19 protein-coding genes are annotated in these 19,819 nt (G+C 54.2%); 15 read left to right on the top strand and 4 right to left on the bottom strand.

All coding sequences use genetic code 11. The features are described 5' to 3' along the window. The first annotated feature begins 156 nt into the window (after positions 1-156). The 3 genes from FHS18_RS02195 (at position 157) to FHS18_RS02185 (ending at position 2,928) form a co-directional block, all read left to right on the top strand. The gene (locus FHS18_RS02195; RefSeq protein WP_183596424.1) at positions 157-876 is read left to right on the top strand and encodes a response regulator transcription factor; all 720 of its coding nucleotides are present in this window, start codon (positions 157-159) and stop codon (positions 874-876) included. Positions 877-883: 7 nt separating this feature from the next. After that, on the top strand, positions 884-1,915 hold the full coding sequence (locus tag FHS18_RS02190) for a sensor histidine kinase (RefSeq protein ID WP_183596422.1): 1,032 nt from the start codon (positions 884-886) through the stop codon (positions 1,913-1,915). 92 nt (positions 1,916-2,007) lie between these two features. Next, on the top strand, positions 2,008-2,928 hold the full coding sequence (locus tag FHS18_RS02185; RefSeq protein ID WP_246427401.1) for a M23 family metallopeptidase: 921 nt from the start codon (positions 2,008-2,010) through the stop codon (positions 2,926-2,928). Positions 2,929-3,018: 90 nt separating this feature from the next. Here FHS18_RS02185 and FHS18_RS02180 read toward each other — a convergent pair whose 3' ends face one another. Beyond that, the gene (locus FHS18_RS02180) at positions 3,019-4,971 is read right to left on the bottom strand and encodes a sensor histidine kinase (RefSeq protein ID WP_183596420.1); all 1,953 of its coding nucleotides are present in this window, start codon (positions 4,969-4,971) and stop codon (positions 3,019-3,021) included. A 100-nt stretch (positions 4,972-5,071) separates the two neighbouring features. Continuing rightward, a complete protein-coding gene (locus FHS18_RS02175; protein WP_183596418.1) occupies positions 5,072-5,755 on the bottom strand; it encodes a response regulator transcription factor in 684 nt (227 codons plus the stop codon). A 287-nt stretch (positions 5,756-6,042) separates the two neighbouring features. Here FHS18_RS02175 and FHS18_RS02170 point away from each other — a divergent pair, with 287 nt between their 5' ends. The 4 genes from FHS18_RS02170 (at position 6,043) to FHS18_RS02155 (ending at position 9,406) form a co-directional block, all read left to right on the top strand. Continuing rightward, positions 6,043-6,717, top strand: a complete 675-nt coding sequence (locus FHS18_RS02170; protein WP_183596416.1) for a YheC/YheD family protein — start codon at positions 6,043-6,045, stop codon at positions 6,715-6,717. A 215-nt stretch (positions 6,718-6,932) separates the two neighbouring features. Continuing rightward, positions 6,933-7,115 carry a sporulation histidine kinase inhibitor Sda gene (gene sda, locus FHS18_RS02165; protein ID WP_343060358.1) on the top strand — a complete coding sequence of 61 codons (183 nt, stop codon included), beginning with the start codon at positions 6,933-6,935 and terminating at the stop codon, positions 7,113-7,115. Positions 7,116-7,955: 840 nt separating this feature from the next. Then, positions 7,956-9,149: an NAD(P)/FAD-dependent oxidoreductase gene (locus FHS18_RS02160; RefSeq protein WP_183596414.1), complete on the top strand. Its 1,194-nt coding sequence runs from the start codon at positions 7,956-7,958 to the stop codon at positions 9,147-9,149. Next, the gene (locus FHS18_RS02155; RefSeq protein ID WP_183596412.1) at positions 9,149-9,406 is read left to right on the top strand and encodes a hypothetical protein; all 258 of its coding nucleotides are present in this window, start codon (positions 9,149-9,151) and stop codon (positions 9,404-9,406) included. The genes FHS18_RS02160 and FHS18_RS02155 overlap by 1 nt, the downstream gene beginning before the upstream one ends. A 62-nt stretch (positions 9,407-9,468) precedes the next feature. Here FHS18_RS02155 and hemQ read toward each other — a convergent pair whose 3' ends face one another. Next, the gene (gene hemQ / locus FHS18_RS02150; protein WP_183596409.1) at positions 9,469-10,215 is read right to left on the bottom strand and encodes a hydrogen peroxide-dependent heme synthase; all 747 of its coding nucleotides are present in this window, start codon (positions 10,213-10,215) and stop codon (positions 9,469-9,471) included. A 186-nt stretch (positions 10,216-10,401) separates the two neighbouring features. Here hemQ and FHS18_RS02145 point away from each other — a divergent pair, with 186 nt between their 5' ends. The 4 genes from FHS18_RS02145 (at position 10,402) to dnaI (ending at position 14,327) form a co-directional block, all read left to right on the top strand. Continuing rightward, complete coding sequence (locus tag FHS18_RS02145) at positions 10,402-10,689, top strand: YuiB family protein (protein ID WP_183596407.1); 288 nt, start codon at positions 10,402-10,404, stop codon at positions 10,687-10,689. Between the two features lie 97 nt (positions 10,690-10,786). Further along, positions 10,787-11,659, top strand: coding sequence for an alpha/beta fold hydrolase (locus FHS18_RS02140; RefSeq protein WP_343060357.1), 873 nt, complete (start codon positions 10,787-10,789; stop codon positions 11,657-11,659). A 143-nt stretch (positions 11,660-11,802) separates the two neighbouring features. Continuing rightward, positions 11,803-13,323 carry a replication initiation and membrane attachment family protein gene (locus tag FHS18_RS02135; protein ID WP_343060356.1) on the top strand — a complete coding sequence of 507 codons (1,521 nt, stop codon included), beginning with the start codon at positions 11,803-11,805 and terminating at the stop codon, positions 13,321-13,323. Between the two features lie 41 nt (positions 13,324-13,364). After that, positions 13,365-14,327 carry a primosomal protein DnaI gene (gene dnaI / locus FHS18_RS02130; protein ID WP_183597312.1) on the top strand — a complete coding sequence of 321 codons (963 nt, stop codon included), beginning with the start codon at positions 13,365-13,367 and terminating at the stop codon, positions 14,325-14,327. 99 nt (positions 14,328-14,426) lie between these two features. Here the strand turns inward: dnaI and FHS18_RS02125 are convergent, their stop codons facing one another. Then, entirely contained in the window at positions 14,427-15,446 is a 1,020-nt protein-coding gene (locus FHS18_RS02125; RefSeq protein ID WP_183596401.1) for a sulfate ABC transporter substrate-binding protein, read from the bottom strand. 406 nt (positions 15,447-15,852) lie between these two features. On the opposite strand from FHS18_RS02125, the gene FHS18_RS02120 reads away from it, so the two are divergent. The 4 genes from FHS18_RS02120 to FHS18_RS02105 are packed head-to-tail and all read left to right on the top strand — an operon-like array spanning position 15,853 to position 19,805. Next, positions 15,853-16,968: a sulfate ABC transporter substrate-binding protein gene (locus FHS18_RS02120; RefSeq protein WP_246427439.1), complete on the top strand. Its 1,116-nt coding sequence runs from the start codon at positions 15,853-15,855 to the stop codon at positions 16,966-16,968. A 34-nt stretch (positions 16,969-17,002) separates the two neighbouring features. Next, complete coding sequence (cysT, locus tag FHS18_RS02115; RefSeq protein ID WP_183596399.1) at positions 17,003-17,836, top strand: sulfate ABC transporter permease subunit CysT; 834 nt, start codon at positions 17,003-17,005, stop codon at positions 17,834-17,836. 15 nt (positions 17,837-17,851) lie between these two features. Then, positions 17,852-18,751 carry a sulfate ABC transporter permease subunit CysW gene (gene cysW / locus FHS18_RS02110; RefSeq protein WP_183596397.1) on the top strand — a complete coding sequence of 300 codons (900 nt, stop codon included), beginning with the start codon at positions 17,852-17,854 and terminating at the stop codon, positions 18,749-18,751. Next, positions 18,741-19,805, top strand: coding sequence for an ABC transporter ATP-binding protein (locus FHS18_RS02105; RefSeq protein WP_183596395.1), 1,065 nt, complete (start codon positions 18,741-18,743; stop codon positions 19,803-19,805). The genes cysW and FHS18_RS02105 overlap by 11 nt, the downstream gene beginning before the upstream one ends. The last annotated feature ends 14 nt before the right edge of the window (positions 19,806-19,819 follow it).

Here is a 19,819-nt window from a genome sequence, read left to right as displayed (position 1 = left end):
GCTTCATCTCCCAGTATTTCGCCGAATCCGCCTTTATGGCGGATTTTTTTATGCGGATCAAATCATCTTAAACCACTTGCCGCTCCATCCCTAAATTAAGCATTTGATGGTAAAATTAGATTGTTAATAGCATAGGCCGAGCAAAGGAGAGACACGATGAACGGGCAGGCAACGATTCTGATCGTGGACGATGATGATGATATCCGCAGGATGATCGCTGTTTATTTACAGCAGGCCGGCATGGCTACAGTCTTGGCCGAGGATGGCTTGACGGCGTTGAAGCACGTAGCGCGAGGCGGGATCGATCTGGTCATTTTAGACGTTATGATGAAGGGAATCGACGGTATTGAAGTATGCAGGAGGATACGGGAAACCTCTTATGTTCCGCTTTTATTTCTTAGCGCCAAATCGGCCGAGTGGGATAAAGTTCATGGGCTTGCTACCGGTGCGGATGATTATTTGTCGAAGCCCTTTAGTCCCATAGAGCTTGTCGCGCGCGTGAATGCGCACCTAAGAAGGGTATCGTATATGGGCCGAACCCCGGACGTTACCTCAACCAACCGGATTGTCAGGAACGGCTTGGAGATCGATTTGCTTAGCCGGACCGTATTCCTGTTCGGGAAGGAGATCCGGCTGACGAAGACGGAATACGACATATTAGTTCTGCTCGCTCAGCACCCGAACCGTGTTTTTCCATCCGAAGAAATATTCGAGCGTGTCTGGGGAGAGCGCGGCATGGAGGGCAACAACACGGTAATGGTCCATATCTCCCGTCTGCGGGAGAAGCTGGGCAAGCATGCTGGCGAGCTGGATCTGATTGTGAATATGTGGGGTGTTGGCTATAAAATTCAAGAGAATCGCATACCGGGGAATTAGAATCAAATTGTACGGATTATTCCTGTTCAGTCTGATAGGAGCGGGCATCAGCATCATTCTTCTCCAAATCGTCATAGGGCAGTTCGGCATCCGTACGGAAGCCTTGGAACAGCACTATTCGTTCCTCTATGTGATCCTCTTCTTGCTCATATCCGGCACTTTCTTTCATGTTATGGCCAGATCGATCATCACGCGGTTGAGGTCGCTTCGCGAGCACATGTTCCATTATCGCGAAGGCCGGCTTGACGTCCGGATCGCGGATCGTACCGATGACGAGATCGGCGATTTGGCGCGAAGCGTGAACGAAATGGCGGCTAGTCTACAGGGGTCCCTTGAGCGGGAACTGCTGTCTGAGCGTATGAAAGTCGAACTGATCGCGGGCATCTCCCATGATTTGCGGACGCCGTTAACCTCGCTGACCGGTTATTTGGGTTTGCTCCACAGCAGTTTGCAGGACGCTTCGCAGGCAAGTATCGATTATGCGGAGATTTGCGAGCGCAAGACGCGCGAACTGTCGACCCAGATCGAAGCGCTTCTGGAGTATAGCTACATGGAGGTACCGGCCAGTCCGCTTCACAAGGTGAGTTTGAATCTCGTGGCGCTGACGGAGCAGGTGGTGGTGGATTTCATTCCGCAAATGGAACGTGAAGGAATCGATTGGGAATTGGCCGGCGAGAGAGTATTGCCCGTGAACGTCGATCCTAACCTCATTGTCAGGGTATTCCATAACCTGATCGCCAACAGCTTGACGCATGGCAAAGAGGGGGAGCGCATCCGGATCGAATGTCAACGAAGTGCGGACGGCTTCGCCCAGGTTCAAGTCGTCAACTATGGCGCGCCTATCGATGCCAAGGAACTGCCGCATATATTCGAACGCGGTTATCGAGGGAGCGACGCCCATTCGCTGCATTGTGACGGCAGAGGAATAGGCTTGTCCGTCGCGCTTAAGATCATCGAGCTGCACGAAGGGCGGTTAGAGGTTCATAGCGATTCGGCGCAGACCTGCTTTACGGTCATCCTCCCGCTAGCTCCAGGCTAGGATTTCTTAAGGAAGTCGTAAGAAAGAATTGCTTGAGCCGCAAGGTCGCCCCGATAGGATGGAGATATCATCTTATCCAGGGAGTGGTCGAATTGTCCAACAGCAGCAGATTGTTGTATTGGATCGGAGCGCTTGTATTTCTATTGCCGGCATTAGGCTGGGGGCTGGTATTCTTCATCGGCGGGACCATCGGGGCCGCAGCTTGGTGGGGGCTGATCGGCTTTAGCTTTGCAAGCGCGGCATGCGCAGGAGTTGCATGCGTACTGCTTATACGAGGATTGTGGGTCAGACGCCATCCCATGCGCTACTTGATGCTGCTCGTGCTCTCGCTGCCGGGGGCCGGTCCGCTAGCCCTATTATTCGGTATCTGGCACCCTGTATTTCCGGTGAATATCGATCGCGCGACGCCTGCCACGACCATCGGGCTTCCTTTGCGGGAACCTGCGATCGTGGGCTGGGGCGGCAACGAGTACAAGCATAACCGTCATGTGGTTTGGCCGATGGAGCGATTCGCGTACGATTTGATGATGGAGCCGGCCCTTACAGGCAGCCATCGCTTATTCGACTACGGAATTTATGGTGCTGACGTCATTGCGCCGGCTTCAGGCGTTATCGTCGGCGCTTATGACGAGGAGGCGGATCAGACGCCAGGCGAAGAGCAATATGAGACCATGCTTGGGAATTACGTCTATCTGCGTATGGACGATAGCCATACCTACCTCGTGCTATCCCATCTTAAGCAAGGATCGGTAGAAGTTGAAGTCGGTCAACATGTTCAAGCAGGCGAATTGCTTGGTCAAGTGGGGAATTCCGGTGCCTCCAGCGAACCTCATCTTCACTTGCATCATCAACGGCAGGATCCCTCGAAGACGAGCATGTTTCTTGCCGAAGGGTTGCCCCTCTACTTCAAGGCGATCCATGGACATTCCCAGCCTAAAGGCGGAGTCGAGATAATCGATGGCCGCAAAGTGCTGACCGGCGATGTCTTGATCCCCTTGCAGAACCCCGAATAATGAAGGCAGTCCCCATGACGCTTGGTCAAGGGGACTGCCTTCATTCGTTTGCCGGTCGCCGGTCGCCTCAGGAAGTTTCCGCCTGCGGCACTAAGCGCCGTGGCGGATGGGCAGCACCAGCGACAGCACGCAGCCTTGCTCGGCGGAAGCGATGCGCAGGGTACCCCCAAGCTGGAGGACGCGATCCTCCATAACTTTGAGACCAGGCCCCAATTGCGCTGCCGTATAAGGCAGCCCATTGTTGACGAGGGAGAAGGTGACCGAATCCTCCGACCGTGTCAGCACCAGATCGAAGCGATCGCAACGGCCGTGGCGGATGCCGTTGGCGAGTCCTTCCTGCAGCGCATGGTAGAGAACGCGCTTCTGAAGGATGGTCAGTTGCTCGGGCAACGGATCGAACCGGTGTTCGATGCTCACGCCGTAAGCGGCGCTCGTCTCGGACATCAGTTTCTCCATCGACTGCAGCAGATCATAGTAGGACGGATCTTCCTGCAGCAGCTGGAGCGAGCCGCGAATTTCTTCCAGCCCTTTGCGGACGAGCTGCTGGGCGGCATTGAATTTGAGGCGGGCAAGCTCCGCATCCTTCTCGAGCAGCCGCTTCGCCGCTTCCATCTGGACAATCGTCGCCGTCAGCGTATGGCCGAGCGTATCGTGGATCGTATACGCCATTCGCTGGCGTTCCTCGAGCACCAAGGCGGACACCATCGCTTCGGCGGAGTCGCGCATCGTGACCTCCAGCTGCTGGCTCGCCGCTTCCAACTGGCCTGTCCGTTCCTGCACGATTGCCTCCAGATTGTGATTGAAGGCCGCGAGATCCTCATTCAGTTTATCGTAACGGGCATACATCACGCGTATGAAGCAGATGAGCAGCAAGAAGATGCTCCAGAAGACGAGCGTATTGTTCCAGTAGCGAAGCAGCGGCAGCCATTGTTGGAGCTGCCAGTACAACGGAATGAAGGCGACGCTGCACAGGTGCAGCAGCGCTTGCAAGGCGACGACGGCAAAACCGGCCGTCATCCCGATTTGCTCCTTATCGCCATAGCTGCGGAAGGCACGGAAGATCGTGCGGGCAACGAACGCAAGCGTGACGAGGCAGAGAGGCGGGAAGAAGCGAAGCAGCAGCAGGTCGTAAACATACGCGGATGTCAGCGCGGCCGTGGTACAGGCAAGGCAGAACACTAGCAGCACGGCTTTCAGCCTTCGGTGGGCTTTTGGGTACAAGCCCGGGTACAGATGCGCAAGGAATCCGACGAAAGCGAACACCGCAAGCGGAAGTACGAGATCGTGCAGATAGGTAAACCAGGTGTTCGTCGAGATCAGCATGAAGGTCTGATTCCGGACGAATGCCGCATACCCGATGGCAAAGGCGAACAAGGCAAAATAGAGATAAGCCCGCTCGCGCCTCCTGTACCAGAAGAAAAGTGCAGCAGTACCGCAGAAGACGAACAAGGCCGACAGCATATAATTGCTGAACTCCTGCTGGAACAGCCATGGATACAGGGCTTCCGCCCCGGTCGTGCGAATGACGGGCAGCGGGAGATTCATTCCTTCCGTATCGAGGTAGAGGACAAGCTCGCTAGTCTTCATGCTGCCAGAGAGCGGAACCAGATACCAGATGTAATACGGATTAATCGGAGCGCTGTGCGTTGGTATGGCGCTTGGTGCTAGTTCTTCGCCGTCCGCGAAGAGCCGAATCGATCGAACATGATATATATAGAGGGAAGTCTCCGCTTGTCCCGATCTGTAGGAAAGTTCGAGAGGGAGCCTCAGCCAGTAACGTCCTGGGGGAATGTAGCCGTCGAAACGGGGGAACAGCTCCCGGATCTGATGCCACTGCGTGCCGGAAGGAGCACCGGCTGCGGCGGCATCAGCAGGCGGGTTTGCTGCCTTAGCCATCTGCATGCTGCCCATGGGGAGGGGCGGCGACATATTGACGCGTGAAGCGACCGTATGCTGCACGAGCGATATGGCGAGCAGGATCAAGAGCAGGACTGCCATAACGAGCAGGAGCCGGGAAGTCTTCAGCCAATTCGAATGGTTCAATCGGAGGTCTCCTTTGGTCCGACAGGCGCTGATGTCCGTTCGGGGGTTGTCGATACGGCAATTGTACGCCCCGAGCAGCGTCTATGACCAGTCACCGTGGTCATAGAAGAGTCATGTCTTTAAGCCAAAGGACGGCTTGTGTGCGATCGTTGGTTCCGATCTTGTCGTAGATGGTGCTGACGTAGTTCTTGACGGTGCCCTCGCTCATGAACAGCTTGCCGGCAATCTCGCGGTTCGTCATTCCTTCCATCATAAGCGCAATGACCGTCTTCTCCCGATCGGTGAACCGGATCGGAATGGTTTTGTCCAGGGCGGCACCGCGTCCCTCGGAGCCTTTCTTCTTGACGGGCTCTTTGCCGGAAAGCATCGCGATACGCTCGGCCAGCTTGGAGGCGATCGCCGTCGGCATCATGAGCTCGCCGCGAATCGCTTCGCGGATGGCTTGAAGCAGCCGGTCGCCGGGCATATCCTTGAGCAGGAAGCCGCATGCGCCGCCGGCAAGGGCATCGACGATATAATCGTCTTCGGCGAATGTCGTCAGTACGAGCACCAGCGTGCCTGGGAATTCCTTGCGAATGAGCCGCGTGCTTGCAATGCCGTCCATGACCGGCATGCGGATATCCATCAGCACAAGATCAGGCTGATGAAGCTTGACCAACTCGTAAGCCTCTGAGCCGTTCTCGGCTGTGGCGACGACCTGCATATCGTCTTCGAGCTGCACGATCGTCTGCAAGCCGTCGCGCATAAGCGTCTGGTCGTCGGCAATTATGATCCGGATTGTCATGTTTCGTTAGCTCCTCGTCTATGGGTTGCTGACCTCATTATACTGAAAAAGAACGCTGCGGCGAGCCATTTTTTTGCAGGCGGCGAAGAGGCCCTGCGGATATTTAGGCGGCTTCCTGCACTTCGAATGGCGGGATTGAACGCGAAAGGCGACGAAAGGGGCATAAGGGCGCGGCGAATCTACCAACCTCTTCAATCAGGCGACTTGCCAAGGTCAATCATCCAAGAGAAAGCTGTCTCCGGGGCATATGCTATTAGCAGATTGCTAGCAGAAAGGAGAGACGCACCATGGGTGATGAACTCGGCAGGCAGCTAGCCAGCAAGTGGGCCAAAACGGAGGCGCTGCTGTCGCACGGACGAATCGCGCCCCATATACCGCCGACCCGCAGGTTCACTTCGGATAATCTGCGCAGCATGCTGAGCAGCCACGGGATGGTTGTCGTGAAGCCGGTTAAAGGGGCGGGAGGCCATGGCGTCATCAAAGTAACGAGGGAAGGGGCGGCGGGCTATACGTATACGTACTATTCGATGACCAAGCGATTCGATAACTTCGAAGCGATGTTCCGCTCCTTGGACCGGAAGCGCAAAGGCCGCCGCTATTTGATCCAGAAGGGAATCCGCTTGGCGACCATCGGCGGGCGCCCCATCGATTACCGGGTGAAGTACGTGAAGGAAGACGGCGTATGGCGGATTCGCGCCATCGTAGGGCGACTGGCCAAGCCGGGCTTGTTCGTGACGAACCTATGCCGCGGCGGTGAGCTGCTGAGCGGCTCGGAAGGCATCAGACGTTCGCTGTCCCCCGGCAAAGTAGCTTCGAAGAAGCGGGAGATGCGGGTGCTGACGCACATCGCAACAGGCATTCTGGAGTCCAGGTTCCCTGGCATCGGACAGCTCGGATTCGATTTCGGGATCGACCGGAATGGTAAGCTATGGATCTTCGAGGTGAATACGAGGCCGCAATAATGAATGGGATGTAATATATTTGATTAATAGATTTATAGATATTCATTAAACTTTTTTATTGAAAAATGGTTGTCCCGCTCTGTGTATAAACGTATCCACATTATCCTCCTTGATTTTCCTGTTTATTCCTTGAATACGCACAATTTACACACACGCTGTCCACACCATATTGTGGATATCTCGAACGCTTGTTCTGATTTTGGGGACATGCTAAGATGAGCAAGGAAGAAACAGGAAGGGAGTGTGGAACCTTGGAGATTCTGTCTGACGAGCTGTTATTGGAAGCTTACCATGCGGCCATTTCGTTTAATTTGGAACCCGAATTCATCCATCTGCTCGCTGCTGAAATCAAACGCAGGCAGATCAACCCGGACAACTTTCGTCGTATTACCGCCTAGAGAATTACTTGGAGCTGAGTCGATCAGCCCCCGTTTGCAAGCCATTTCATGACAGCCACTTCCTGGCTTTGCCCGCACTGTGTGCAACAAACAATGTGTTTGCAATTTTGATCGCCTTCATGAGAGACGATGGTTCCATGGGAGCCGTTAACCATGCCGTAATCCGGCTCATAAGGAGCATATGGACCGGCGTAATCAGAGAGCGGGCCGCAGTCTGCCGCCGTATTCCCGCAGCTTGCGCATACCGTGGAAAGGGATTCCAACCCATTGCATACTGGACATAACATAAAGGGTATCCTCCTTGTCGCCGCTTCCTGATCAGAAGCAGGTCATCACAGGTAGGATACCCTCTTTCGTTTAAACATTCAGGGCGTTGTTACGCCAAGAACGAACCGTGCGAGGCATGCACATCGCGGTTCGCCTGGGCATATTATATTTTCATGTTATAGAATGTAATCGTCTCCATTGCAAGGTTGCGACTATTAAGGATTATAGACGTATATCTTCATTAATTGTTCGAGTTTCAAAGGACTTTGATCAACCGCCTCCAAGCGTTAGAAATTTGCACCATTATGAAGCCGTTTACAGCCTTGAGAAAGGCGGCATAATATTGTGCAAATTGTATAACCTTCTAAAGATTTTCGTATATTTGTACCTTGAACTTTGGGTGAAAAATTTGTATTATGTGTGATATTAAAAGATAGGGTTCGAATGGTGCATCATGCTTGATAATGAAGCAATTTTCATATTCTGCCTATAGAGAGAGAAAACCGATATTTTAACTGTGATTGTGTAATTTTTCACAATGCTAAAGAAACAGGAATGGATGGGATTATTGAGATGAGCAACATACCGAAGATTGTCATCCTCGGAGCGGGTTACGGCGGTATCCTTACTGCGCTTCGACTTCAGAAAGAGCTCAATTATAATGAAGCCGATGTCACGCTTGTGAATAAGCATGACTACCATTATATTACAACTCATCTACATATGCCTGCTGCCGGCACGGACAAAGCGGAGAACGCCCGTGTCAGCATCTCGAAGCTTATCGATGAGTTTAAGATTGATTTCGTCAAATCGACCGTTGTCCAAATCCGGACGCAGGATAAGAAAGTCATTCTGGAGGACGGCACGCTATCTTACGATTATCTCGTTATCGGCGTTGGCGGCGAGCCAGAGACGTTCGGCATTCCTGGCATGAACGAGTACGCGATGAATATTCGCAGTATCAACTCGGTTCGTCTGATCCGCGAGCATATCGAATATCAATTTGCCCGCTACAAGCGCGAGCCGCATCGCACGGATTACTTGACGTTCGTAGTCGGCGGAGCCGGCTTCACGGGCATCGAGTTCGTCGGCGAACTGGCCGACCGTGTACCGGAGCTGTGCAAGCAGTTCGACGTGGACCGTCAACTCGTGAAGATTATTAACGTGGAGGCGGCGCCGACCGCGCTTCCGGGCTTCGATCCGGAGCTGGTCGAGTATGCGATGCAAGTGCTGACGAAGAAGGGCGTTACGTTCCGGATCGGCACTGCCATCAAGGAATGCACGCCGGACGGCGTAATCGTCGGCGACGGCGAGGAGATTCGTTCGGCAACCGTCATCTGGGCAGCCGGCGTCCGCGGCAACCGTCTTGTCGATGAAGCAGGCTTCGAGACGATGCGCGGCCGCGTGAAGGTGGATGAGACGCTGCGTGCGCCTGGCCACGACAATATTTACGTCATCGGCGACAACTCGCTCATGTTCAATCCGGAAGGCCGTCCGTATCCGCCAACCGCGCAGATTGCCATGCAGCAAGGCGTCACTTGCGCTCACAATCTGGTTGCATCCATTCGCAATCAGCCGCTGCGCAAATTCGAATTCAAGAATAAAGGCACGGTAGCTTCCCTAGGTAAAGGCGAAGCAATCGGCCTCGCGTTCGGCAAGACGTATCGCGGCCGTACGGCGGCATGGCTGAAGAAGCTGATCGATCTTCGTTATCTGTTCATCATCGGCGGAATCCCACTCGTGCTGCGCAAAGGCAAGTTCTTCTAATGCGGCACTGCAGCGTGCAAGTACGCGGTTTGCTGACGCGCGATGAACTGGACCGCTATAATGCCCTGATGGAAGTCGGATCGTTCCTGGAATCCCAGACACGCTATGATTTGTCCGCCGTCGTCCAGAAGGAAGTGGATCTTCTCATCCAGCCCGCGATTGAACGGTTGAAGGAGAAGGGACGCGAGCGTGATCGTCAGACGGAGATTTATCTTGAGATGAAGCGTCTGATGGAGGAAGAGGAGAACGAAGATTAGTTGGTCGCCATAATAAAAGCGGATGAAGCTAAATGCTTCATCCGCTTTTTCATGGCGTTCATTTAGATCGAGAGCAATTGTCCAAGCTTCTCTTCTGTCAGCAGGTTGCCGACATAGAAGTCGCCGAAGTCGCCGAAGCGTGCGCTTACTTCGTCGAAACGCATTTCGTAGACCAGCTTCTTGAATTGCAGCGCATCCTCCGCGAACAGCGTAACACCCCATTCCCAGTTGTCGAAGCCGACCGAGCCGGTAATGATTTGTTTCACCTTGCCTGCATACGTGCGGCCGATCATGCCGTGGCTGCGCATCATCGTGCGGCGCTCGTCCATGCTCAGCATGTACCAGTTGTCTGCGCCGTCGCGGCGCTTGTTCATCGGATAGAAGCAGATATGCGCCGCTTTCGGCAGCGTAGGCTTCAGGCGGGCGACGATCTCCGGATTCTGCATCGGGTCGCTGCCCGGTGCGGCCATGTAATTGCTCAGCTCGACGATCGATACATACGAGTACGTCTTCAACGTGAATTGGGCGAACGTCGTTTTGTTGAAAGCCGTCTCGATCGCATTCAGTTCTTCGAGCGTCTCGCGCAGATGCATCAGCACGAATTCCGCCTTCTGTCCGACAATGCTGTAGAACGCGGTGCTGCCGGTCTTCGCGTCCTCCGCTGCCTGCCATTCTTTCAATAAAGTATGTAGCTCGTCCAATGCGCGCTCACGTACGCCAGCCTCTGCATTCTTCCAGGCCGTCCAATCGATGGAGCGGAAATCATGTAGCGCGTACCAGCCTTCTAGTGTCTGTGCTGCTTCACTCATCGCTATCGTCTCTCCTTTAGTCAAATGGTATTTTATTACTTGGGAACCGCTTCGATTAATCGCTCTCATTGTATCGTAATCGAACAAACAAGAGCAAATGACGGACTTGTGACAAGAAGTGGCTAGAAATTGACTTCCTTGGGCCCATCTACTAAACTAATTTGTAGTGAAAGGGGAATAACGGATATGCTCCAACTCGTAATCGCAATGGTGCTGTTCTTCGTCATGATGTTCGGGATCGGCTTTATTCTCAACATGCTGCTCAAGACCACCTGGTTTCCGATTTATTTATTTATCCTCGTGCTTGTTCCGGTGTTCATCTGGCAGACGTGGGATGACTCCAAGAATTTCGCCGGCAATTTCACTGCCTTTACATTCGTGGATATTCTGCCTGTGATCGGCGCGCTTATCGGTGCTTATGTAAGCGGGTCCACGATTCGCTACCTGCGCCGCGGCGGTTACAAAATGTTCTAGGCCAGTCGTAAACATGAAAGTCATACAGGTACGGGCATGCTAAGGAAAATAGCTCGCATCGGCATTAAGCCGAGCGTTATATCCGAGGTGATGTTGCGTGCCTTTTTTTCGAGATGGAGATATTTCAATACAATACCGTAACGAAGGTTATGGCGTACCCGTAATTTGTGTGCATCCGCCATGTACGAGCAGCCGCTTGTTTACCTATGTGAAGACGGAGCTGTATGATAAGCGGCGGATCGTGACTTTCGACGTCCGCGGCCATGGACACAGCGAAGCCGGAGAGTCTAAGCTCACTATTCCGCTTATCGCGGAAGATATGCGCAGATTGCTCGATGAGTGCGGGATCCGGACCGCGTATGTGTGCAGTTACGGTGCGGGGTCGCTCGCGGCATTGCTGGCGCTCAAGTCGTATCCGGACCGGTTCCGCGGTGGAATTCTCATCTCTGGCGCTCCCGGTTACCATGACCTGATTAGCCGAACGAAGCTGAAAGCCGCCCATCTTGCGAGCCGGTTCAACGCCAAGCGCGCCATCGCGCTGCAGTCGGCCTGGAGCGAGGCTGACAACCGGCCGGCTTTTCAAGGCATGATGGACGATGCGATGCAAGGGGATGTCAAGCGGTGGCAGGAATACATCGATGCTTGCTTGCGTGTTTCGCTTGAACGCGAGCTGCATGGGATCCGGCAGCCGATGCTGCTTATCTATGGAACGTCGGATCATGTCGGATCGCATTATGCGTCCGCCATGTACCGAATGCTGCCGAATGTGGAGATGTACGGTATTCAAGGGGCCGAGCGCAAGCTTCTCATGAAGGAGCCGGGCAAGACGGCGCTCATTATGCGGCAATGGATCGACAAGCTTGAGAACGGAGCGCTGGCCGACACGTTCGAGGAACGCGATGCATTGATGCAAGAGCTCGCCCAACATGGCATTACAGGCGGTGTGGACGGCGAGAATTGGGCGCCATAACCGAGGCTCGGAAGGACCGAGACGCAAGCGGAAAATTCCCTCAATCGAGGGAATTTTCTTTTTTTCGACTCTATCGCAAAGTGTGGTAGAATAGGAGAACAATCTAAGGGGATGGGGTAGATAGACGAATGCGGATCGGTAACTTGCATCAATTTACAGAGCATCACCGTTACTATACGTTCCGCGATTTTGCGATGAGCGCGCTGGATCGCAAAATGCTCGCGCTCATATATCAGCCCATGATCGGTGCTTTTGCAATAGGACTCTATGAGCTGCTCTATCAGCAGACGGCGGAAGATCGGATCGGATATTCGCCGCTATCGCCGCAGCGTAAGCTATTCCTGGGACTTGGCATGGACATGAATGAACGCGGGCGCCAGGAGCTGATCGACCAGTGTTCCAGGCTCGAAGCGGTCGGATTGCTGCAATGCGCGAGACTCGGCCTGACGGATAACGATGATTTCGTCTATGAGTACGAGATGGCCAAGCCGCTTATGCCGGACGAGTTCTTCAGCAATCCGCATCTGACGATGCTGCTGCGCGATAAAGTGGGCAAATACGCCGTGATCTCTTTGCGGGAAGCCTTCTATGCGAAGGAGGCCGACGAGCTTGCCGGGGCGCAGGACCTGCAGCGCGAGAGCTTGACCATGCCTTTCTATGAACTGTTCCGATTGAATGCTTATGCGGTCGATCAGGAGCTCGATCAGGCGCTTGCCGAGGTCGCGCCGGTGCGCGCCGTAACGCCGAAGCCGCAGATGGAGACGGCGGGAATACAATATGCGGAGATTATTACGCGCTTCCCGCGCAATTCGGTAAACCGCAAATATGTCGAACGTCTGCGCGGTGACGAGGAGCAGCTTGCGCAGCTGAACTACGCCGCGTACAAATATAATCTGTCCGTCGTGGACTTGTGCCGTCTGCTGGATGAAGATGATATCTTCAATTCGCGCGGCGAACTCATGTATGATGAATTACAGTTGCGCGCGAATCAAATGTACCGCCAAGGCCGCAAACGTACCGAGGAGCGTGAGCGGGTAATCGGGCGCGTTGCCGCAGCGGATACCGCCGCCGCCGTCGATCAGGGGTCGGAGGAGACGCCCGATGAGGTGGGCGTACTCGAGGAGTTCTATATGGACGTGCCGATGGCGCTTCAAGGCCGCTGCGATATCCACCAGTACAATATGTTGATGCGCAACGAACCGCATACCCGTTTCATTGCGCGTTTCTTCCCGGGGGCAGTGCCGGAATGGCTCATTCGCGTGTTCGAAGTCATTGACCTTAATTATAAGCTGAGCGGCCCCGTGATTAATGTCCTTATTCATTATGTCCTAGGCGTCAACGACGCGCAGCGGGTGACGAAGACTTATATCGATGCAGTGGCATCGAATATGCTCATGAAGCGGGTCGACACGTATGAGAAGGCGATCGGCTACGTGAAGGAGCAAATGAAGCTGGAGCAAGAACGCGGCAGCAGAAGGGAATCCGGCTACGCTGGAGCTGGCGACAGCCGCAAGCGTACGGGCGGGCGCGCCACAGGCCAATCGGCTGCGAGAGGCAGCCGTCGGAAGATGGATGTCGTGCAGGAGATGCCGAAGGGTCCGGAGATGTCGCCTGAGGAACTGGCGGAGCTCTATAGACTGGCGCAAAGCTTCGACGGTAAGTAAGAAGAGTGAGTGAATAAGGGGGATGATGGAAGATGGCGATGATGGAAGCGCTGGGCGATGTGCTGAAGCGAATGCCGAACGGCCGGGACGCGCTGAAGCAGGCGGACCGGATGATGCAGGATTTGCTGGCCGAACCGCTGGTCGTGAAGCTGCGCGCCAAATACCCCGAGCTGGACGAACATACGATCAAGCTGAACTTGAACCGCGTCTATCAGCATGTGAAGGAGTACCGGACGTGCTCGAATTGTCCGGGACTTGAGCAATGTCCGAATGATTTCGAGGGCCACTACACGATCCTCTCGTGCGAGACGGTTGCGGGTTTCACGCAGCTGATCGACCGGAAGGTGCCGTGCAAGCGGCTGCTGGCCAGACAGCGGGAGCAGCAGATCCGCAGCCGGGTACGCAGTTTCTATGTGGACGATCGTGCGCTCGAGGAAGGCTATTCGGCACAAGAAATTTTGACGAATGACCCGGAACGGATGAAAGCGGCGGGCCAAGTCATGAGATATATTGCGAAGACCAAGGAAGATGGCTTGCAGAAGCAAGGGATGTTCCTGACCGGCTCGTTCGGGACGGGCAAGACATTCCTCATGTGTTATATGCTCCATGAGCTGGCCAAGTCCGGCTTCACAGGGGTCATTGTGTACATGCCCGATTTCGTAGAGGATCTGAAGGCGCTGATGCATGATGCGGGGAAGCTCAAAGAAACGGTCGATATGTTGAAGGAGACGGATCTGCTCATCTTCGACGATATGGGCGCGGAGAATTTGAGCCCGTGGGTGCGCGACCATGTGCTTGGCGCCATCTTGAATTACCGGATGAACCGCAAGCCTACGTTCTATACGTCGAACTATGATCTGGACATGCTGGAGCAGCATTTCAGCTTTACGAACCGTGAAGGGGAAGAGCTGCACAAGGGACGCCGGCTGATGGACCGGGTACGTCCGTTCGTGGAGACCGTCATTGTAACGGGGCATAACAAGCGGGGGAATCATACCCCATAACAGATGCATTTGTAACCTTCAGCCCAAGCGGCGGGAGGTTTTTTTTGTTTGTCGCAGCGCATAAGAAAAGGCCTACTGCTTAGTAGGCCTCGCTCCTGATTATCCTTCATAAATTTGATCAAATAAGCCCCCATCGGCAAAATGCTTCTTCTGCGCTGCGTCCCAGCCGCCGAAAGCCCGAATGTTAGTTAACGTCAATGTCGGGAATTGCTTCGCATATTGCTTGGCAATTTTCGGATTGGACGGACGGTAGAAGTTCTGCGCGACGATTTTCTGCCCTTCTTCGGTATAGAGATAATCGAGATAAGCTTTCGCTACGTCACGGGTGCCGTGCTTCTCGGCGTTTTTGTTTACGACCGCGACAGGCGGCTCAGCGAGAATGCTGTAGGATGGAGTGACGATTTCAAAATCTTTGCCGTGCTCCTTGAGTGCCAGGTATGCTTCATTCTCCCAAGCGAGCAGGACGTCGCCGATGCCGCGTTCCACGAAGGTCGTTGTCGAGCCGCGGGCGCCGGAGTCGAGCACCGGTACGTTCTTGTACAATTTGCGAAGGAACTCGGTGGCTTTCTTCTCGTCATGGCCGTTCTTATTCAGCGCGTAGCCCCATGCCGCAAGATGGTTCCAACGGGCGCCGCCGCTTGTCTTCGGATTCGGCGTGATGACCGAGATATCGTCTTTGACCAGATCGTTCCAGTCTTTGATTTTCTTCGGGTTGCCTTTGCGCACGAGGAAGACGATCGTGGATGTATAGGGTGAGCTGTTGTTGGCGAACCGTTTCTCCCAGCCTTTATTGATCAGGCCCACCTTCTCGATGGCGCTGATATCATAAGCGAGAGCGAGCGTGACCACGTCGGCTTCGAGACCGTCGATGACGGAGCGGGCTTGTTTGCCGGAGCCGCCGTGTGATTGTTTAATCGTTACCTTTTGCCCCGTTTTCTTCTTCCAATAAGCAGCGAAAGATTTGTTGAAGGAGTCGTAAAGCTCGCGTGTCGGATCGTAGGAGACGTTCAGCAGCGTGATGTCTTTGGGCTTGGCTTTTGGCGCTGCCGCGAAGGAGCTAGTGCCGAGCGAGAACACCAAGGTCAGAATCGTAAAAGCGATCAACAGTTTTTTGTGCATTTTCTCATCTCTCCCCAGAGCATGTTTTGGGCCAAAGAATAGCAAAAGAGGTCCCGAATCAAGCATGCCTCGATGCAGCGAGGGGCTCGATTATTGGGACCTCTGGTGGACCAGTTGGCTCAATGGCTTCATCATAAACAGACAATTCCTACCTGTCAACTATGATTTTTTCGCGCCTTAAGGGCTGCCAACTGCAGGGGATGTTGCTTTATTAATAAGAAGAACTTATAGGCTTGATTAGAAAAGTGAAATAATCGTTGACAATTTGGAATGTCCCCTGCTATTATCATCCATATAAACCGACTAAACAGGTAGGAATTATATCGTTTTCAACCGGACCGCCGGAGTAGACGTAAGTTTCATTTATCTGTATCTAACAGGTGAGGGGTGCTTTTACATGTCAAACATGGCAAAGACAAAGAAATTCTCGTTACGCTCGATTATGATCCTTTCGGTATTCGCTCTTGCGCTTGCCGGCTGCGGCGGTGGCAATGGCAACAACAGCGGTAACACTAGCGGCAATTCTACGACTACAACGGACAATGCGAGCAACACTTCTGGCAGCAACGCGACGGAGCCTAAGCCGGCGGTTGAACTGCTGAACGTATCTTATGACCCGACAAGAGAGCTCTATGAAGCTTACAATAAACTGTTCATCGACTATTGGAAAACGGAACAAAATCAAGACGTTACCATCAAGCAGTCCCATGGCGGCTCCGGCAAACAAAGCCGTGCGGTCATCGACGGACTGAAGGCAGACGTAGTGACGCTTGCGCTCGGTTACGATATCGACGCGATCGCGGAGAAGGGCCTGATCGGCACAGACTGGCAGCAGAAGTTCGACAACAATAGCTCGCCTTACACGTCTACGATCGTCTTCCTCGTACGGAAGGGCAATCCGAAGGGCATCAAGGACTGGAACGACCTGATCAAAGACGATGTCGAAGTCATTACGCCTAATCCGAAGACAAGCGGCGGCGCCCGTTGGAATTACCTCGCGGCATGGGGGTATGCGCTGAAACAAAACAACGGCGACGAAGCGAAAGCGCAAGAGTTCGTAGCTGAATTGTTCAAGCATGTACCGGTACTCGACTCCGGTGCGCGTGGATCTACAACGACGTTCGTAGAACGCGGCCTCGGCGATGTGCTGCTCGCTTGGGAGAATGAAGCGTACCTGTCCGTTAACGAGCTGGGCAAGGACAAATTCGAGATCGTGTATCCTTCGATCAGTATTCTGGCCGAACCGCCGGTTGCTGTAGTCGACAAAGTCGCGGACGACAAAGGAACGCGCGAGGTAGCCGAAGCGTACCTGGACTTCCTGTACACCGAGGAAGCGCAGAAGATCATCGCGGAGAACTACTACCGTCCGCAGCTTGCTTCCGTGGCGGAGCAATTCAAGGACCGTTTCCCGACGCTTGAGCTGCTCACGATCGATAAGGATTTCGGCGGCTGGAAGGAAGCGCAGACGAAGCACTTTGCCGATGGAGGCATCTTCGACAAGATCTACGTGCCAGGTTCGTAAGATAACGTTAGAATGTGACGGGGGCTGACTTCACATGAAAGGTTCCAAGGCTCGCAGCGTGCTGCCAGGTTTTGGTTTATCGTTAGGATTCACCGTGTTCTACTTGTGCATTCTTGTCTTGATCCCATTGGCGGGCATCGTCGTCAAGACGACGGGCCTTACCTGGGACCAATTCTGGCAGACGGTGACGAGCCAGCGGGTCCTGGCTTCGTATAAGATTAGCTTCTTCACTTCGTTCTTCGCTGCTCTGATCAACTTGGTGTTCGGTTTAATCGTGGCTTGGGTGCTGGTGCGATACAAATTCCCGGGCAAAAAATTGGTGGACGCCTTGGTGGATTTGCCCTTCGCGCTGCCGACAGCCGTTGCGGGCGTGGCGCTGACCGCGATTTATGCACCGAACGGATGGGTAGGCTCCTTGCTGGAGCCGCTCGGCGTTAAAGTGGCATTCACGCCGCTCGGTATCACGATCGCGCTTATCTTCATCGGCCTTCCGTTCGTCGTCCGCACCGTACAACCGGTGCTGCAGGACTTAGAGAAGGAGACGGAAGAGGCGGCCGTTATGCTGGGCGCCTACCGGTGGCGCACGTTCCGCCGCGTCATTCTGCCGGAGCTCATTCCGCCGCTGCTCACAGGGTTCGCGCTTGCGTTCGCCCGGGGGCTTGGCGAGTACGGGTCGGTCGTCTTCATCTCCGGCAACATGCCGATGAAGACGGAGATCACGCCGCTCTTAATCATGACGAAGCTGGAGCAATACGATTACAGCGGCGCTACGGCGATTGCGCTTATGATGCTGCTAGCCTCCTTTGCCATGCTGCTTCTGATCAACTACATCCAATGGCGCAGCAACCGCCGCGCTGTAACGGAATAAGGAGGGCGGCTCACGATGGCAGGAGCAGTTACGTCTCATTTGTCACACGAAGCGGCCAAACGGCCGAAACATATTACGGAATCGCCTATTGTGAAGTGGGTGCTCATCAGTATCGCGTTATTATTCCTTGCTTTGGTCGTACTGCTGCCGCTGATCTCGGTGTTCATCGAAGCGTTCAAGCAGGGGATGAGCGTCTACTGGGCTTCGATTACCGATCCGGATGCGGTATCCGCGCTGAAGCTTACGCTCATGACGGCACTCATCGCGGTTCCCTTGAATACGATCTTCGGGATCGCCGCCGCATGGGCGATTACGAAATTCAGTTTCCGCGGCAAAAACTTACTCATTACGCTAATCGATCTTCCTTTCTCGATCTCGCCGGTTATCTCGGGTCTTATCTTCGTCCTGCTTTTCGGCGCGCAGGGCTGGTTCGGTCCTTGGCTGGATGATCATAACATTCAAATTCTGTTCGCGCTGCCGGGTATCGTGCTGGCGACGACGTTCGTTACCTTCCCGTTCGTAGCCCGCGAGCTCATCCCGCTTATGCAGGCGCAAGGCGTGCATGAAGAGGAAGCGGCCGCCAGTCTCGGGGCCAAAGGATGGCAGATCTTCTGGCGTGTCACTCTGCCGAATATCAAGTGGGGATTGCTCTACGGCATTATTCTGTGTAATGCCAGGGCGATGGGCGAGTTCGGCGCCGTATCCGTCGTCTCCGGCCATATTCGCGGGGAGACGAACACGCTGCCGCTGCATGTCGAGATTCTCTACAATGAGTATCAATTCTCCGCTTCGTTTGCCGTTGCTTCCTTGCTCGTGTTCTTGGCCGTTATCACGCTAATCGTCAAGAGCATCGTGGAATGGAGAACGTCAATCGTGCAGGCCGGGAAGGAAGGGGAGCAAGCAGATGCACATTGAACTTAAGGGCGTATCCAAGACATACGGATCGTTCAAAGCGGTGGATAACGTCAGCTTTGCCATCGAGCGAGGCAAATTGATTGGTCTGCTCGGACCGAGCGGCGGCGGGAAATCAACGTTGCTGCGCATCCTGGCCGGTCTCGAGACGCCTGATAGCGGCGAGATCCGGATCAATGGCAAACGGGTAAATGATGTTGCGCCGCAGGAACGCGGCATCGGATTCGTTTTTCAGAACTATGCGCTGTTCAAGCACATGAGCGTCTACGATAATATTGCGTTCGGGTTAACGATTCGCAAAGCCAGTAAAGCGGAGATCAAGAGCAGAGTCGATGAACTGCTGGAGCTGACCGGATTACGCGGGTTCGAGAAGCGATATCCGCATCAGCTGTCCGGCGGTCAACGCCAACGGGTAGCTTTCGCCAGAGCGCTTGCGCCTCGGCCGGATCTGCTGCTGCTCGACGAGCCATTCGCCGCGATCGATGCGAAAGTTCGCAAAGAGCTGCGTACGTGGCTCAAGCAGTTAATCGCCACGATCGGCATCACGTCGATCTTCGTGACGCACGATCAGGATGAAGCCGTCGAGGTTGCCGACGAGATGTTAATCGTGCAGCAAGGGAAGCTGGAGCAGCAAGGAACGCCGGTAGAGGTGTATACGCAGCCCAAATCGGCCTTTGTGGCAAGTTTCGTCGGGCATTCGACCATCATCGACGATCCTGCCGGGTTGCACGGATTCGATCAAGCGGCAATTCCGGCCGGAGCCAAAGGGATTATCCGTCCGGATTTCGTCGAGGCTGGCCGCGCCGACGAAATCAGCCTGCCTTCCGCAGCTGCCAAAGGAACGGTGAAGCGCGTATTTTTCCGCGGCACGCATCTGGAGCTGGAGCTTACGGTTCGGGCCAATCGGCTTATCGCCAATCGTTCGCTCGATCAGCCGCCGCTCCAACCTGGTGATGAAGTATCCGTCCTTATTCATCGCATCTATGTCCTTGCTGAGCAATCCGCGGTTATGGTGGAGAACCCACTCAAACTTGACCCACTGCCTGTTCATATTTAGAAGCGTGAACTTAT

This window comes from Paenibacillus phyllosphaerae, assembly GCF_014192105.1.
In the GTDB taxonomy this organism is placed as follows: domain Bacteria; phylum Bacillota; class Bacilli; order Paenibacillales; family Paenibacillaceae; genus Paenibacillus_Z; species Paenibacillus_Z phyllosphaerae.
Note: the sequence above shows the minus strand (reverse complement) of the source record. Positions and strands in the feature narration are given on the sequence as shown.